10 protein-coding genes and 1 other RNA gene are annotated in these 16,240 nt (G+C 67.9%); 2 read left to right on the top strand and 9 right to left on the bottom strand.

Annotation, left to right across the window (positions count from 1 at the left end; all coding sequences use genetic code 11):
• Positions 1 to 230, top strand: a transfer-messenger RNA (tmRNA) gene (gene ssrA, locus NFW30_RS00785); the annotation flags it as partial.
• Between the two features lie 224 nt (positions 231 to 454).
• On the opposite strand, the gene NFW30_RS00780 is transcribed toward ssrA, so the two are convergent.
• The 5 genes from NFW30_RS00780 to NFW30_RS00760 all read right to left on the bottom strand — a co-directional run bounded on the left by NFW30_RS00780 (position 455) and on the right by NFW30_RS00760 (position 8,343).
• Positions 455 to 823: a hypothetical protein gene (locus NFW30_RS00780; protein WP_295355379.1), complete on the bottom strand. Its 369-nt coding sequence runs from the start codon at positions 821 to 823 to the stop codon at positions 455 to 457.
• A gap of 539 nt (positions 824 to 1,362) precedes the next feature.
• Positions 1,363 to 2,904, bottom strand: coding sequence for a bifunctional aminoglycoside phosphotransferase/ATP-binding protein (locus NFW30_RS00775; protein ID WP_295355377.1), 1,542 nt, complete (start codon positions 2,902 to 2,904; stop codon positions 1,363 to 1,365).
• A gap of 3 nt (positions 2,905 to 2,907) precedes the next feature.
• Entirely contained in the window at positions 2,908 to 5,586 is a 2,679-nt protein-coding gene (locus NFW30_RS00770) for a cation-transporting P-type ATPase (RefSeq protein ID WP_295355375.1), read from the bottom strand.
• Between the two features lie 129 nt (positions 5,587 to 5,715).
• Positions 5,716 to 7,377, bottom strand: a complete 1,662-nt coding sequence (locus NFW30_RS00765; protein WP_295355373.1) for a CorA family divalent cation transporter — start codon at positions 7,375 to 7,377, stop codon at positions 5,716 to 5,718.
• 48 nt (positions 7,378 to 7,425) lie between these two features.
• Positions 7,426 to 8,343 (bottom strand): fructosamine kinase family protein, encoded by a 918-nt coding sequence (locus NFW30_RS00760; RefSeq protein WP_295355371.1) that lies wholly within the window; start codon positions 8,341 to 8,343, stop codon positions 7,426 to 7,428.
• Positions 8,344 to 8,622: 279 nt separating this feature from the next.
• On the opposite strand from NFW30_RS00760, the gene NFW30_RS00755 reads away from it, so the two are divergent.
• On the top strand, positions 8,623 to 8,949 hold the full coding sequence (locus NFW30_RS00755; protein WP_295355369.1) for a hypothetical protein: 327 nt from the start codon (positions 8,623 to 8,625) through the stop codon (positions 8,947 to 8,949).
• 61 nt (positions 8,950 to 9,010) lie between these two features.
• Here the strand turns inward: NFW30_RS00755 and NFW30_RS00750 are convergent, their stop codons facing one another.
• From NFW30_RS00750 to NFW30_RS00735, 4 genes are all read right to left on the bottom strand, one after another.
• Positions 9,011 to 10,480, bottom strand: a complete 1,470-nt coding sequence (locus tag NFW30_RS00750) for a diguanylate cyclase (RefSeq protein WP_295355367.1) — start codon at positions 10,478 to 10,480, stop codon at positions 9,011 to 9,013.
• A 136-nt stretch (positions 10,481 to 10,616) separates the two neighbouring features.
• On the bottom strand, positions 10,617 to 11,669 hold the full coding sequence (locus NFW30_RS00745; protein ID WP_295355365.1) for a GGDEF domain-containing protein: 1,053 nt from the start codon (positions 11,667 to 11,669) through the stop codon (positions 10,617 to 10,619).
• A gap of 91 nt (positions 11,670 to 11,760) precedes the next feature.
• Positions 11,761 to 13,860, bottom strand: a complete 2,100-nt coding sequence (locus NFW30_RS00740) for an EAL domain-containing protein (protein ID WP_295355363.1) — start codon at positions 13,858 to 13,860, stop codon at positions 11,761 to 11,763.
• A gap of 1 nt (position 13,861) precedes the next feature.
• Positions 13,862 to 16,240 carry a response regulator gene (locus tag NFW30_RS00735; protein ID WP_295371617.1) on the bottom strand — a complete coding sequence of 793 codons (2,379 nt, stop codon included), beginning with the start codon at positions 16,238 to 16,240 and terminating at the stop codon, positions 13,862 to 13,864.

Below are 16,240 nucleotides of genomic sequence, written 5' to 3'. Positions count from 1 at the left end.
GCGTTCTGGACGCGGGTTCGATTCCCGCCACCTCCACCACTGCGGGGGTGTACTGGTTTCGACAGGGCGAGAGATGGCGCGCAGGCGACCCGAAAGGCGACGGACGTAATCCGAGCAAATCCATAAACGCCAACGATGAGCGTTTCGCACTGGCCGCTTGAGGCCTGCTGAGGACGTAGCCGTCCAATAAACAGAATGGCTATCGGCGGGGGCTTCGGCCCCCGCCGTCACTTTCCGGCCGCGCTGGGCGCATACGCGCCGGGACGAGGGCCCGTGCGGGGCTGCAAGCGAAACCGGGAGAGGGTCGCGCCGGATTGGCGGCCTGCGCTGGTGGGGATTCGGGGTCGCGGCGTCGCGGCGTCGCATTGCCCGCCGGCCGATCCGCGACCGCTATCGCGACGGACAGGCGGTATTGCTCCCTTGCGGCGAGTCCGGACGGCTTGCTGCCGCCCGTTCAGCCCATATTGGCGGTGGCGAGCGGACGCTTCCGCCGGGCGTTGTCGTCGAAGCCGGTGAGCTGCGACTCGATCCCGTCGAAGCTCTGGGCAGTGGCCGGCGTCAGCCGCGACAAGCGTCGCAGCAGGCGCTGCTGGGCAAAGGTCTCGGTGGGTTCCGGTTTGCCGAGCACGTACTCGGAGCCGCGGCGCGTCGTCACGATCATCGAGTTGCCATCGAGGGTGTAGGCGGTGATCGGTGAGGTCCGGATGTGCGAGGACGACGGAAAGCGCGGGTTGCTCCCGTAGACGCGTCCCTCGATGCACACCAGCTCCTCCCCATCACGGGTGACGAGATCGAGCATCTTCCAATTGTTCAGGATGTTCATGGTGTTACCCCAATCCATGCAAGACGAGAAGCGTCGAACGCAGGGCGATTGTACGCCACTTCAGGGCTTTGTGGACCGCTGCGCGGCCTGCACGCTCGAGGCTCCGGCATTCGTGCCGACAGGCACATGGAGAAACGTTCCCCATCTTCTCGAAGGCTGCTGCAAATTGTTGATCTGTTGACCGGTTGAAGCCTGCCTGCGCAGGTCGTCCGGGACTGCCGGGGATACTTCGCTGCGAGTGCCAGACGTACCCGTCGGGAAGCTCCGAGGCGGCCGCAGCCAATGCGCGTCGCACGCCCGGAAAGCCTCTACGAACGCGTCCCGTGACGGCGAACCATCAGGGCAGTTCGCCATGCGCCCGCCTCCAACAGCAAACAGCAAGAACTGTGCTAGCCGCGATGGTCTTGCCAATTGACGCATTAAAGCATGATGCTGCAGATGTTCCGCAGTGACCGGCAGGATGCGGGTGTAAAGTTTTTCGACAGACGTCTCCCTGGCTTCGGGTGATCGGGCGGCAAGGCACGCGGCGAGAGGGCCCGTCACGCCAGCGGTCGGTGGCGCGCCTGGCCCTGCCCCGCGTGCCGCTCCGGCAGCAGCTCTTCCCGTTCCTCGTCGCCAAGCTCTTCGACGCGGGCCAGCTGGCGTGCAAGCACGCTCAGGTCGGCTTCCGAGGCGTCGTGCCGTCTGGCGAGGCGGCCGCGGATGCGTGCCACCAGCTGGCCGGGCGAAGCCGCTGGCGCGACGATGAAGAAGGCTGCGCCAGAACGGCTGGCAAGTTGGCGGAAGGCTGCGCGCCGGCGGCGTTCGAGGAACGCAGCGTCGACGATCACCGACCAGCCGGCAGCGAGAAGGCCGCGCGCCAGTTCGGCCAGGCGCTCGTAGGTGCGCTCGCTGGCCGCGGCGGAATAGATGCCGCCGTCCAACCGCGATCCGCTGTCGGCAGCGGCGGCCAGTCCGAACAGCCGCTTGCGCTCGACATCGGAGCGCAGACGAATCGTCGCCGCTGCCGCATCGGCGAGAAGCAGGTCGCGTGAGGCGCGCGTCTTGCCGCAGCCGGCGACGCCATGGGTGATGATCAGGCGCGGCGGCGTCGGTACGACCAGCCGCTCGGCAAGCGCCAGGTAGCCGGCTGCCGGGCCGTCATCGGCGCCATCCTGCCGGTTGCGGATGGCGGCGACCTTGCTCCGCACGAGCGCGCGATAGACGGCGTAGAAGCGCAGCAGCGGCACGGCCTCGTAGTCGCCGCTGCACGCCAGCCATTCGTTGAGCAGCCAGCAGGCGAGACCGGGCTGGCGATGGTCGAGCAGGTCGATGTAGGTGAAGGCGATCTCGCTGGCCACGTCGATCCAGCGCAATGCCTCGCTGAACTCGATACAGTCGAAGAGGGTCACCCGACCGTCGATGACGACCAGATTGCCCAGGTGCAGGTCACCGTGGCAATCGCGTATGCGGCCGTCCGCCTTGCGGGCGACGAACCGCGACTGCAGGCGGTCGAACTCGGTTTGCGTCCACTCGCGCAGACGAGTGAGGCGTACCGCTGTCTGGTCGCCGGGCAGCAGCTCGCGCAGTTCGTCGAAGTTGGCGAGTGCCGGCGCGAGGACCTGTCCGGGTTCGCCGAAAGGCGAGTCGGCGGGGGGGGCCGCCGCCATGGCGTGGAAGGTGGCGAGCGTCGCAGCCAGATCGGAGACGCGCTGCCGGCCGAGCCGACCGCGGGCGCACAGTCGGTCGAGGCGGCCATCTTCGGCGAAGCGGCGCATCCGGACTGCGTACTCGGTCACCTCGCCGGTGCCGCCGATGCGCGGATCGGACGGGTCGCCGACGATCGGCAGTACCGCCAGATAGAGTTGCGGCGCAAAGCGGCGGTTCAGGCGCAGTTCGGTCTCGCAGCAGATGCGGCGCCGCTCGAGCGTGCCGTAGTCGAGGAAGGGCAGGACTACCGGTTTCTTGATCTTGTAGGCGAAGTCGCCTGCCAGCAGCAGCCACGAGGCATGGGTCTCGATCAATTCGACCGTCGCCGCCGGGTGTGGATAGCGTGCCGGGTCGAGCAGGGCGCTGATCAGTGGCGGCAGCGGCGGCGACATGCCTCAGCTCCGCTGGCCGCGGCGCAGCCAGCCCTTGCGCAGCTCCTCGAACGCGCACATCAGGATGGCGCAGCCGGCGGCGAGCAGCCAGCTGCTGCTGCCGATCGCCGCCGTGCCGAAGAGCCAGTTGCCGGGCGGTGTGTAAAGGATGAACAGGATCACCGCCAGTTCGGCGGCGATGCCGAGCAGCAGGTAGCGATTGCCACCGAGGCCGTAGCTCAGGATCGACTGCCGCGGGTGGCGGCAAAGGTAGAGGTTCATCATCTGCATGACGACAATCGTCGCCAGGCAGGCGGAGGTCGCCTGCAGGTACAGCGGGTCGAGGCGGTCGAGCGTCTGTCCATGCTGCCAGCCGGCGGCATCGAGGACGAAGAAGAAGGCCAGCATCGCCGCCGTCGCTTCGATGACGCCGAGAAAGAGGTAGGCGCGGGCGAGCAGGCCCCACGACAACAGCCGCTCGCCACGCTGGCGCGGTGGGCGTCGCATCACCGCCGGGTCGGGCTTCTCGGCGCCGAGCGCCAGCGCCGGCAGCATGTCGGTGCCGAGGTCGACGGCCAGGATCTGGATGACGGTCAGTGGCAGCGGAATGCGCAAGAGGACGAAGGCGAGAAAGGGTACCAGCTCGGGGATGTTCGAGCTGAGGATGTAGGTCAGGAACTTGCGGATGTTCTCGAACACCGCCCGCCCTTCCTCGATCGCCGCGACGATGCTGGCGAAGTTGTCGTCGAGCAGGATCAGGTCGGCGGCCTCCTTGGCGACGTCGGTGCCGCCGATGCCCATGGCGATGCCGATGTCCGCCGCCTTCAGCGCCGGCGCGTCGTTGACGCCGTCGCCGGTGACGGCGACGATCTCGCCCTTGTTCTGCAGCGCCTGTACGATGCGCATCTTCTGCTCGGCGGCGACGCGGGCGAAGAGGATCTCGGGCGCGTCGAGCGCCAGCTGCAGTTGCGTCGGCGACATCAACCGCAGCTGCTCGCCGCTGACCACCGTCGGCGCTTCGCCGCTGATCAGGCCGATCTGGCGGGCGATCGCCAGTCCGGTGCGCGGGTGGTCGCCGGTGACCATGATCGTCCGGATGCCGGCTTCCCTGCAGCGCGCGATCGCCGGTGGCACTTCGGGCCGCGGCGGATCCTCGAGGCCGATCAGTCCGGCGAGAACCATCTGCTGTTCTTCGCCGGCCGCATCGTGTTCGTCGACGGCGCGATCGGCAAAGGCGAGCACGCGCAGGCCCTGGCCCGCCATTTCATCCTGCGCCGCCAGCAGGCGGGTGCGGGCAGCCGGATCGAGTGGCGCGACGCCGGCATCGAAGCGCACGCTGGTGCAGCCGGCGAGCACCGTTTCGGGGGCTCCCTTGCAGTAGAGCATGCGACCCTGCGGCGTGTCGCAGATCACCGACATGCGCTTGCGGTCGGTATCGAAGGCAATCTCGGCGACACGCCTGAAGCCGGCCAGGTCGCCGGCAAACTGGCGGCCGACCGCGGCCAGCGCGATCTCCATCGGATCGCCACGCAGGGTCTGCCGACCCTCCTCATCCACCTCTTTCAGATTGTGGCAGAGCGCCGCGTTGACGAACAGCGCGCGGTGGTCGAGCAGCGTCGGTCCGCGCCGAGCCAGCTCGGCGCAGGGCAGCATGCCGCCGCCGATCCACAGTTCCTGCACCGACATCCGATTCTGCGTCAGGGTGCCCGTCTTGTCGCTGCAGATCACGGTCGTCGAGCCGAGCGCCTCGACCGCCGGCAGATGGCGCACGAGCGCGTTGCGCCTGGCCATTCGCTGCGTTGCCATGGCCAGCGACAGGGTGACGGTCGGCAGCAGTCCTTCGGGCACGTTGGCGACGATGATGCCGATGGCGAAGAGCAGGTTCTCCCAGGTCGGCAGCCCGATTGCCTGGCCGACGAGGAACAGGAGCACACCCATGCCGGTGGCCAGGCCGGCGACGATGCGCGACAGGCGGGCGATCTCGCGTTGCAGCGGCGAGCTGACTTCGCCGGCGGTTTGCGTCAGGTGGGCGATGCGGCCGAACTCGGTGCGCATGCCAGTGGCGTAAACGACGCCGCGTGCCTGCCCGGAAACGACCGAGGTGCCGGCGAGAACGATGTTTTTCGCCTGCAGAGGCGATTCCTCGCCGGAGGGTTCGAGCGTGCGCGCCTTGGCGAGCGACTCGCCGGTCACAGTCGACAGGTTGACCCGCAGGCCGGAAAGCTCGATCAGGCGGCAGTCGGCGGGGACGAAGTCGCCCTCTTCGAGGAGGACGATGTCCCCCGGTACCAGCTCGCTGGCGAGAATGCCGCTGATCTCACCGGCGCGCAGTGTCTTCACCCGGTGTGGCAGCAGGCGGCGCAGGGCAGCGACCGCCCGCTCCGCCCTGTACTCCTGCCAGAACGAGAAGACGCCGTTGATGACGATGACACCGACGATGGCCAGGCCGAGCCTGGCCATTCCCTGTCCCGGGTCGAAATGCTCGGCAGCGAACGACAGGCCGGCAGCGATCCACAGGACAATGGCGAAGAAATGGGTGAACTCCTGCGCGAAGCGCAGCAGGAGATGCCTTTTCTCGACCTCCTCGAGCAGGTTCGGCCCGAACTCGCCGAGCCGGCGCGCCGCCTCGCCGGCAGCCAGTCCGGTGGACGAACTGTTCAGGCTGGCCAGAGCCTGTTCCACAGTCAGCGAATGAACCCGCACGCGCGCGAACTCTCGTTGCGATCAGGTCGACAATCTACACCCTTGGCGGCAGGAAAGCACCACCGCGGGACGACCGTTTGCCGCTCCTGGTGGTGGCAAGGGTTGCTGGGCAGGGCTTGGCGCTGCCGGTCAGCCGCTGCCCGGACGTCGCCTGTTGCGCCAGACGGCGAGCAGCGTCGCCAGCTTGTCGCCCGGCGACAGGCGCTCGTCGGACAGTGCTTCGAGAAAGTCCGACAGCCGTTTCGACCGGACGATCGCGAAGCCCGTCAGCAGGGCCGAGAGGATGAAGACCAGGGCGAAGAAGGCGAGGCGCTCCGGCAGCGGTTCCTGGGCCGCGTCGATCAGGTTCATGCCGAGGAAGCCGGTGCTGATCGTGGCGATCAGACCGGCGGTGGTGACCACGGTCAGCCGTACGACCGTGTTCGCCTGCCGGCGCAGACTGTCGCTGTCGAGGTATTGACTCATGTCCTGGATTTCCTCGCGCAGTTCGGCGTACAGGCGCTCGGTGCCGAGGTGTCCGCGGGTCATGGCGAACAGCGCCCGCGCCTGTGCCTGGTCGGAGATCTCGGTGAACCAGTAACGGTGGGTGAAGCGCAGGAAGACCTCGAGCACTTCGCGGATGTCGCGCTTGAAGGTCTTGACCGACTCGGCGTTGCCGATCTGCAGCCGGTTGAGCGCCGTCACCAGGCGATCGGAAAGCATCAGCAGTGCCGCCTTGTGGAAGTGGGGAATCAGTGCCAGGAGAAAGAACTGGTGACGGAACTGCCCGAGCAGCCCGTTCTCGGCGCCGGTGAAGTAGGCATCGCGGGCGCTGCCGACCATGATGAACGCGTGACCGCAGGAGAGCAGCCGGGTGCCGCTCTGCTCCGCCTGCGGATGCCAGTAGCGGTCGTAGCAGAAGCGCGCCTCGAAATCCTCGAGGTGCTGGTCGGAATACGGCAGCGAGCCGCTCCTGCCGGGGCCGCTGACCAGCACCAGGCGGGCGAAGTCACCGCGACCGAGGCGGCGCGGATCGTCCATCGCCAGATAGGCGAGCAGCGGCATGCGGTGATACTCGATCTGCCGGTAGCGCACCGGACCCTCCTCGTCCGAGTGGTGCAGAACCAGCGGCCGCAGCAGGAACTCCCAGTGCGACGAGATGCATGGGGCACGGAAGCGGCTGACGAAAGCCAGGTACTTGCTGCGCTTCTCGTAATCCGAGGTGGCCAGCACGCGGCCGTCGGCGGCGAGCCATTCGCTGCGCCGCAGGCAGTGGCCACCGCTGCCATCGTCGTCCCAGTACGGCGGATAGGCGCGGCCGAAACGGTAGAGCGTGTCCTGCACCTGCCGCAGGTCGAGATCGTCGGCGGCGATCTCGACGACGAGGATGACGACGTCGATGTCGTGGAAGAAGTAGAGATCGAGGTGAATGATGTCGAAGCACAACGGCGTTTCGCTGTCCTTGAAACTCATCCGCACCTGTGCCACGTCGTGCCGGCGGAAGACCCGGATCGGCGATCCCCCCTGCTGTGGATTGTCGTCGTCGCCACCTCCTTCGCCGTAGAGAAAGCGCTGCACGTAGGGCAGGAAGGTGACGAACTCGCTGTAGTGACGTTCCTGGAACTGCTCGGGATCGCCGCCGAACTCGTCCGCGAGTTCGCGCCACGGCTGGCTGGCGCTCTCCTGCGCGAGCACCTGATGGTGCTGCTGCAAGGGGCCGCCGGCGGCCAACGGCATCAACTGCAGGGGCCAGAGGAGGATTTGCCGGAAGTGTCCGACCCGTTGTTCCTGTTGGCGGCTGGGGATGTCCATCGCTTTTCTCCGGGCCGGGGGCCGCAAGCCGGTCGCTCGACCGGCGATTCAGCCGCCGGTCTCGGCCAGCAGTCGGCCGATCATCCGCTCGGCCTGTTGCAGGTAGCCACCGCCGAACAGGTTCAGATGGTTGAGCACATGGTAGAGCTGGTACAGCAGCTTGCGCTGGGCGCAACCGTCGGTCAGTGGCCAGGCTTCCCGGTAGGCGGCGTGGAAGCTGTCGGGAAAACCGCCGAACAGCTCGCTCATCGCCAGATCGGTTTCGCGATCGCCCCAGTAGACGGCCGGATCGAAGAGCGCCAGCCGGCCGCTGTCGTCGAGCGCGGCGTTGCCGGACCAGAGATCGCCGTGCAGCAGACTCGGCTGCGGCTGATGATCGACGAACAGCGCCGGCAGTGCGTCGGCCAGACGCTCGCCGCTGGCGATCAGCCGGCCAGGCTGGCGATGCCGTTTCGCCAGTTCCAGTTGCGGCAGCAGGCGCTGACGGGCGAAGAACAGCGGCCACGTCGGCTGCGCGGCGTTGCACTGCGGGCTGCTGCCGATGAAGTTGTCGCGCGGCCAGCCGAAGTGGCTGCCCGTGATGCGGTGCATCGCCGCCAGCGCGTGGCCGGCGGCAGCGCCTGCTGCATTCCCGCGCAGGGGAGCGAGCGCCAGATGCTCGAGTGCCAGCCAGGCATGCCGGCCACTGACTCCGTGGCCGCAGACGCGTGGCACGCGCAGTGCCGGACAGGCCGCCAGCGCCGCCAGGCCGTCGGCTTCGGCGGCGAACATCGCCGCCAGACGGGCGTCGTTGAGCTTGACGAAGCAGCGGCGCTGGCCGCTGCGCACCACCATGCTGCGCGAGATCGACCCGCCGCCGACCTCGCTGACCGAGTCGAGCGCGGCAACGGCGTCGCCGTCGCTGCCGAGCAGCGCGCGCAAGGCGGCGTCGAGATCGGCATCGAGGATCTGCTGGCCGGAGATCATTCCGCTCCCGGCAAGCTGCGGTGGAGTGGCTGCGGGCATGCGGCTGGCGACCCGCGTCGTGCCGCAGGTTGGCACATGCTGCGCGCTGACCGGCAGCCGGCAGCGGCGAACGGGTTTACGGACGCCGGCGAATATGGTCTCATACGCACCCCGCGCCGGCGTGCGGCGGCACTGACGGTCGGCCGGCGGGCTGCTCGCGCGCCGCTCGTCGGCGAAGAACGGACCGGGCGATCGCCTGCCGGCTTGCCGCCGCCAACTTCCAACCCAGGAGTCAAAGCCATGAAGATTCGCCTGATACTCGTTTCCGCCCTGCTCGCGATCGGTCTTGCCGGTTGCGGTGAAGACGCCAAGAAAGCCGAGGCCGCCAAGGCCGAGGCCGCAAGACTCGCAGCCGAGGCCAAGCAGAAGGCCGACGAAGCGGCCAAGAAGGCCGGCGAGGCCGTCGGGGCGGCCGCCGACGCGACCAAGGAGGCTGGCAAGGAGGCCGTCGCGGCAACCAAGGAAGCCGGCAAGGAGATGGTCGTCAAGGCCGCCGATGCAACCAAGGAAGCCGCCGACGCGACCAAGGACGCAGCCGACAAGGCGAAGGCGGCAGTCGGCAAGTAGGACTCGTTTCGTTCCGTGACGGCGGCGGGCAGTGCCCGCCCGCCGCTGTTCAGAGTTCGCCTCACTGCGGATCGACCGGCGACGCGGCCGCGCCCGGGCGCGCGGTCGGCGTCGCCGCAGCAGGTGGCCGCAGGTAGTCGAAGAACATCCGGTCGGCGCCGAGCATGTGCTTCGTCACCACCTCGTAGGCGAGGAACTGGAAGACGTCGCCGACCCCGCGCGTGCCGCTGCGGTAGTCGTCGAGCAGCCGGTGCGCCTCGGCGGTCAGCGCCTCGTGCAACTGCAGATGCTCGGCCGCCGCCGGGAAGCCGGCGGCGGTGATGACCGTCTCCTCGTCGCGGAAGTGCTCGACGACGTTGGCGAGCAACTGGTCGACGATCGCGCCGCGCTGTTCGCCGGACTGCTCGGAGAGGATCGCCGCCAGCAGCCGGTTGGCGTCGGTGAAGAGCTGGCGGTGACCGCGGTCGATGACCTCGTTGCCGCATTCGTATGCCGGACGCCAGACGAGCTGTACGAAGTTGGCGGCGACATGGCCCGCGCCGTCTTCGTGGCATGCGTGTTCCGCAGCCACCTGCACCTGGTTGCGGCCGCCGCTCTTGGCGCGGTAGAGCGCCGCGTCGGCGCGCGCGAACCACTCCTCCCAGCTCTCCCCGGCGCCGCATTCGGCCACCCCGATGCTCACCGAGACGCTGCCGACGCTGGCGAAGTGGGCGGCCGCCACCTCCCGCCGCAGCCGCTCTGCGATCGCCGACGCAGTCGCCCGGGCGGTATTCGGACAGAGGACGACGAACTCCTCGCCGCCCCAGCGGCTCAGCGAGTCCACCTTGCGCAGCGCCGCCTGCAGCAGCGCCGTCAGGCGCTGCAGGACGGCGTCGCCGACGGCATGGCCATATCGATCGTTGATCGGCTTGAAGCGGTCGATGTCGATCAGCAGCAGGCAGAGCGACTGCCCGTAGCGCGCCATCCGTTCCATCTCGCTGCGGACGCTCTCTTCCAGACGGCGCCGGTTCCAGGCGCCGGTCAGGCGGTCGGTGCTGGCCACTTGCTCGAGTTCGACGACCATCTGCTGCAGGTCGCGATTCGCCTCCTGCAGGCGTTGCAGCGTCTCCTGGATCGCCAGCGAAGCCTGCTGCCGCGTCGCCGGTTCGATCAGCGATGCGATCGCCTGCAGCGTCCGGTCGGGGGCCAGGATCGCCATCTTCAGCCACCAGTAGCGCCTGCTCTGGCCGTTGCATGCGAGTTCGACGTCGGCCCCGGCCGACGCCTCGCCGGCGAGGATTTGTCGGTCGCATTCGGCGAGCAGGCTGCACGCCGGCGGTGGCACGAGTTCCTCTTCCGACTTGCCGGTCAGGTGCTCGCCCGGCCGACAGAGCAGCCCCTCGATCGCCGGGTTGGCCAGCAGATAGCGCCCGTCGAGTCCCTTCAGCGCGAAGCCGACGGCTGTGGTCGGCATCAGCAGTCGCAGCAGCCCGGACATCGGCACCAGTGCCTCGCCGACCACGGCGTCGACCGGCTGCATGTCGTCGGTCACCGGTCTGTCTCGCCCGGGTTGTCGTGGCGCTGCAGCCGGGCGCCGGCCACCGTCCTGCCCCCGGCGATCCCGGGCCGGCGCGGCGCGGATCCCGCGCCGGTCGCGCCACGCCGGCGTCGGCCCAGGAGCGGCGAGCTCACTGGCCAGTCTTCGCCGCAGGACGCGGGGCGAGGACGACGCGGTTGCGTCCCTGCATCTTGGCGGCGTAAAGGGCGCGATCGGCCCGGCTGACGAGATCGGTCGCCGACTCGCCGGCAACATGATCGGCGACGCCGATCGACACCGAGATGTTGCCGACCAGGACCTCGCGGTCGCCGCTGCGGCGGACTTGACTGGCGGCGACCAGCGCGCGCAGTGCCTCGGCGAGGCCGACGGCACCGCCGCGCGGCGTATTCGGCAGGACGACGGCGAACTCCTCGCCACCGTACCGCGCGGCGGTGTCCTTGCCCTTGACGTTGGCACGCAGGATCTGCCCGACGCTGGCCAGGACCCGGTCACCGAAGACGTGTCCCTGGCCGTCGTTGATCTTCTTGAAGTGGTCGAGGTCGATCATCAGCAGGCACGGCCCGATGGATTCCGCTTGCAGCTCGGCAAGGCAGGCCGCCAGAGCAAGATCGAATCCCTTGCGGTTGACGAGGCCGGTGAGGCCGTCGATCAGCGCCTCCTCGCGCGCGCGCGCCACCTCCTGTCGCAAGTGCTCGGTTTCGCGCACGCTCTCGGCAAGACGTGTCTTCAGGGTGCTGATCGCTTCCTGCATCTGCCGTGTCCCGCGCAGGATGTCTTCGACGCCGCTGCTGAGCGCGTCGTTGCCGGTCGCCGGATCGATCAGCTCCTCGTTCCAGCGTACCAGTGAATCGCCGAAGCGGGTCGCCTCGTCGCCCGCCGCCGCGGTCGACTCCGAGACATGGCTGACGAGTTGCGTGACGCTGTCACCGATGCGCAGCGCCGTTTTGGCGTCGAGTTCGTTGATGTGCCGGGAATGGAGGTCGTCAATCGTCTCGTCGTTGAGCCGCCCACCACGCTGCAGCAGCGAGTCGAGTTCGCTGCGCAGGGCCGGATTGGCGCCGGACACATACTCGTACCACACCGTGTAGCTGGTCGGGTGCATGCCGGCGTCGTGCTGGGCCATGTGCTTGATTGCCAGCCGCAGGTATTCGGTACTCTGGGCGGCGCTGTGTCGGTACTTCATCCCGTCCTCCATTTGCAGGCCGGTTCGAACGCTGATCCTGACATGTCTTCCCCTTCCCTCTTGTTGTTCTTCGGCGAGCCAGAGCGCCCGTTCAGATGCGGCCCTGCAGCAGCAGTCGCTCGACTTCCGCGGGCGGCAGCGGGCGGCTGAACAGGTAGCCCTGCAGTTTGTCACATTGCGCCCGGCGCAGGAAATCGGCCTGCTGCGAATTCTCGACGCCTTCGGCAATGACTTCGAGACCGAGGCTGCGCGCCATGGCGATGATGGCCGTCGTGATGCCGGCATCGTTGGCGCTCTCCGGCAGTCCGCGGACGAAGCTCTGGTCGATCTTCAGCATGCTGATCGGGAAGCGCTTGACGTACGACAACGACGAATAGCCGGTGCCGAAGTCGTCGATCGAAAAATGCACGCCGCGCGCGCGCAGCCGGGACAAGCCCTCGATGCGCCGCATGTCCGGGTCCATCAGGATGCTCTCGGTCAGCTCCAGCTCGAGCCGGTTGGCGTCGATTCCCGTCTCGTCGATGATGCTCGCCACGGTGCCGATGAAATCGGCGCCGCGCACCTGCGTCGCCGAGACATTGACCGCCACCCGCGGCACGGCTGCCCCGCGTTCCTGCCACAGGACGAGTTGCCGGCATGCCGTCCGCAGCACCCATTCGCCGAGCGGAACCATCAGTCCGCTGTCCTCGGCCACCGGGATGAACTCGCCTGGCGACACCAGCCCGTGCTCGGGATGCTGCCAGCGGAGCAGCGCCTCGACGCCGACGATCGTGCCGTCGGTGGCCAGGACCTGCGGCTGATAGAAGAGGCGGAACTCGTCCCGTTCGATGCCCTTGCGCATGTCGTTCTCGAGCCCCAGGCGCCTCACCGCCGCCGTCGTCAGCGATCGGTCGTAGAGCTGCCAGTTGTTGCGGCCCAGTGCCTTGGCGTGGTACATCGCCGTGTCGGCATGCTTGAGCAGCGCCGATGCGTCGTCACCGTCGCCGGGAAAGAGCGCGATGCCGATGCTGGAGGTCACCGTCACTTCCTGCGCGCCGATGTGGAATGGCTGCCCGAGCATCGCCTGCAGGCGGTCGGCGATCAGGCCGACGACCTGCGCATCCTCGAGATGCGGCAGGACGACCGTGAACTCGTCACCGCCGAGGCGGGCGAGGTGCATGCCGCTGCCGTCGAGCGCCGGGCGGGCGACGAAGTCGTCGCCGCGCAGCCGCTCCTTCAGGCGATCGGCCACCGCCTGCAACAACTGGTCGCCGACGCTGTGTCCGAGGGTGTCATTGACCCGCTTGAAGCCGTCGAGGTCGAGGAAGAGCAGGGCGACGACACGGCCCTGTCGACGCGCGCGCAGCAACTCGTCGTCGAGTCGCTCGAGAAAGCTCTGCCGATTCGGCATTCCGGTCAGCGTGTCGAAGTAGGCGAGGCGCCGGATGCGGTCTTCGTTCAGCTTCTGCAGCGTGATGTCGCGGACGACGATGACGACCTTGTCGGCGCCGCTGGGTGCCAGGCGCGCCTCGTAATGGTGCATGCCGTCGGCCAGCGGCAGCTTGTAGACCAGTGACTCGATGCGGCTCCCCTGCAGGGTGCGCTCGATCGCGCGCAGGACGAGTTCGGCGACCTCGCCGGGCAGGATCTCCGCCACATGGCGGTCGACGACGGTGTCCGGAGCGAGCCCGGGTGTCGCGCCAAGACCGGCCTTGAAGTCGAGATAGGTTCCCTGCCGGTCGGTGAGAAAGATCGTGTCGGGTATCGCCTGCACGATCGCCGCCTGTTTCTCCTTCAGATCGTGCAACTCGCGCACCGCCTGTGCCGAGCGCAGGACGTAGCGTGCCCGATGGCCGAGGATCGGCCAGTTGATCGGTTTCGAGACGAAGTCGTTGGCGCCCGACTGGTAGGCCTCGTTGATCGAGTCGAGATCGTCCATGCCGGTGACCATGATGATCGGCAGGCGGGTCATGTCCCAGCGTTGGCGAACCCGCCGGCAGAGCTCGAAGCCGTTCATTCCCGGCATGTCGACGTCGAGCAGCAGCAGGTCGGGAACCAGTTTCGACAGCAGTTCCAGCGCCGCTTGCGCGTCGCTCGCTTCGTGGACGACGAAGTCGAACTGGGAAAGTGTCTCGTACTCGAGCAGTCGCATCACGTCATCGTCGTCGACGATCAGTGCGGTCGCCTGCCGCGCGGACTGCGGTGTCGGCATGTCAGTGGTCCGGGTTCCTCAGGGCTGCCAGCGCCGCGAGCACGCGCGGCAGGTGGGATTCTACGTCAGCCAGCAGGGTTTTCGCTGCTTCGGCGTTGCCGCTTCGGCCAAGGCTCTCGATCTCGCGGCAGAGCGCCGACAAGCGTTCGGCACCGACATTGGCGCTGCTCGATTTCAGCGCATGGGCTGTGCGGCGCAGGGCTTCGGCGTCGCCGGCGGCAGCGGCGGCCTGCAGTTGCGCGAGGCGTGCCGGTGCGTCGCCGAGATACGCGGCGACCACCTTCTGCACCAGCAGTTCGCCGTTCGGGCCCGGGAGTTGGCGAATCGTGTCGAGCGTGCGTGGGTTGATCGCCTCGTCGCCAATCTCCGCTGGCGCCGCTGCAGCGGCGACTGGCGGTTGCGGCAGCCAGCGTTGCAGGATGGCGGCGAGCTGCTGACGACCGAAGGGCTTGCTGAGATAGTCGTCCATGCCTGCGGCGAGGCAGCGTTCGCGGTCGCCGGCCACCGCGTTGGCGGTCAGCGCGACGATCGGCAGGTGCTGGCGCAGCGCGCCGCTTCGCTGTCGGTCGCGGATGCGGGAGGTGGTCTCGAAGCCATCCATTTCCGGCATCTGGCAATCCATCAGGACGAGATCGAAAGCTTCATGCGCGATGCGGTCGAGCGCGCTCCGGCCGTTATCGGCGAGGCGGTAGGCCACCCCGAGCGATTCGAGCATGGCGCCGGCAACCGCCTGGTTGACCGGGTTGTCCTCGGCGACCAGCACCAGCCCGCCGAGCGTGCCTGGCAGGGCCTCGGCGACCGGCGCCGGCGCCGCTGCGGGTAGTGGGCCGGACGATGCCTGTGCCGGTCGCGGCGAGCCGACCCGCGAGCGTGAATCGGGGTCCGGCTTGCGCAGCGCGATCTCGAACCAGAACAGCGTGCCGCGGTCGGCCTCGCTGTAAAGGCCGATCCGTCCGTGCATCAGCTCGACCAGGCGCTTGGAGATTGCCAGCCCGAGGCCGCTGCCACCGAAACGCCGGGTGGTCGAGCTGTCCGCCTGGACGAAGGCGCTGAACAGTCGGCTCTGCGCCTTCGCGCTGATGCCGATGCCGCTATCCTGGACCTCGAAGCGGAAGAGCGCCTCCAGCGGATTGTCGTCGAGCAGAGCGAGGCGGATGGCGATCTCGCCATGGCTGGTGAACTTGATCGCGTTGCCCACCAGGTTCGTCAGGATCTGGCGCAGGCGCACCGGGTCGCCGCTGACCGCCGGCGGCAGATCGTCGGGGATGCCGCACGACAGTTCCAGTCCCTTGGCGCGCGCGGCCTGGGTGAACGGGTCGATCAAGTCCGCGAGCAGTTGTCGCAAGTCAAAATCGACCTGCTCGATGGCCAGCTTGCCGGCCTCGATCTTCGAGAAATCGAGAATGTCGTTGATGATCGTCAGCAGATGTTCGCCCGAGTGGTGGACCGCGTCGGCAAAACGCCGCTGCTGCCCGCTGAGATCGGTGTGGCGAAGCAGTTCGTTCATCCCGAGGATGCCGTTCATCGGCGTGCGAATCTCGTGGCTCATGGTCGCCAGGAACTCGCTCTTCGCCCGGTTCCCGGCTTCGGCGAGTTCCTTCGCCTGGCGCAGTTCGTCGGCCTGGACCGCCAGGTGGCGGTCGCGGTCCTCCACGTGCCTGAGCATCGTGTTGAAGCCGACGGCCAGCTCGCCGATCTCGTCGCTCGATTCGATCGACGCGCGGGCCGTGTAGTCGCCTTCTCTTGCGACCTTGGCCATGACGCTGACGAGCCCGGCGATGGGCGTCACGATGCCACGGTAAGTCCACGAGAACAGTACCAGCAGTGCGAGCAACATCAGCGCAGCGGCTGCCGTTGCCAAGCCGGCCAGAAGACGCACTTTGGTGGCGACTGCCTGGCCGACGCTGATCCGCCAACGCTCGAGATCGGAGCTCAGTCGATTGCCCTCGGCGATGAGCTTGCCGAAAGCCACCATGGCCTCGTCGTTCTCCGTGGTCGGAGCACGAATCCTGCTGAAAGCGTCGGCTTGACGGACGAATTCCGCCCATCTGGGCGTGAATTCCCTCTCGACCTGCCCGCGCAGCTCGTCGTCCAGGGTTGTCGCGATGAGGTTCGGCAGGCTCGCGCCGAAGTCGCGCATGGTCTTTCTGGCCAGTTGCACGGCGGGAACGGTGCCTTGCGTGAGGACGACCTCGTCGAGCGCGCGCAGGGTCAGTTGCAGGTTGATCGACGCCTCGGAGGCGGCGGTGGACATTGTGGCGCTGCGCTGTATGAGGCTGTAGCCAAGCGCCGCGGTCGTCGCCATCGTGGTCACGATGGCGAGTGTCAGTCCCCCGGCAAGGAGCAGTCGAGTACGGAAACGAAAGCGTCGAGTCCTCAC

The organism is Accumulibacter sp. (assembly GCF_023806635.1).
Lineage (GTDB): Bacteria > Pseudomonadota > Gammaproteobacteria > Burkholderiales > Rhodocyclaceae > Accumulibacter.
This window is presented reverse-complemented; position numbering and strand designations above follow the sequence as displayed.

Bases quoted from the DNA above. Each gene is read 5' to 3' on its own strand.
- NFW30_RS00780 (WP_295355379.1), bottom strand. From the start codon at position 823: ATGAACATCCTGAACAATTGGAAGATGCTCGATCTCGTCACCCGTGAT.
- NFW30_RS00775 (WP_295355377.1), bottom strand. From the start codon at position 2,904: ATGTCGCCGCCGCTGCCGCCACTGATCAGCGCCCTGCTCGACCCGGCA.
- NFW30_RS00765 (WP_295355373.1), bottom strand. From the start codon at position 7,377: ATGGACATCCCCAGCCGCCAACAGGAACAACGGGTCGGACACTTCCGG.
- NFW30_RS00760 (WP_295355371.1), bottom strand. From the start codon at position 8,343: ATGATCTCCGGCCAGCAGATCCTCGATGCCGATCTCGACGCCGCCTTG.
- NFW30_RS00755 (WP_295355369.1), top strand. From the start codon at position 8,623: ATGAAGATTCGCCTGATACTCGTTTCCGCCCTGCTCGCGATCGGTCTT.
- NFW30_RS00745 (WP_295355365.1), bottom strand. From the start codon at position 11,669: ATGAAGTACCGACACAGCGCCGCCCAGAGTACCGAATACCTGCGGCTG.
- NFW30_RS00740 (WP_295355363.1), bottom strand. From the start codon at position 13,860: ATGCCGACACCGCAGTCCGCGCGGCAGGCGACCGCACTGATCGTCGAC.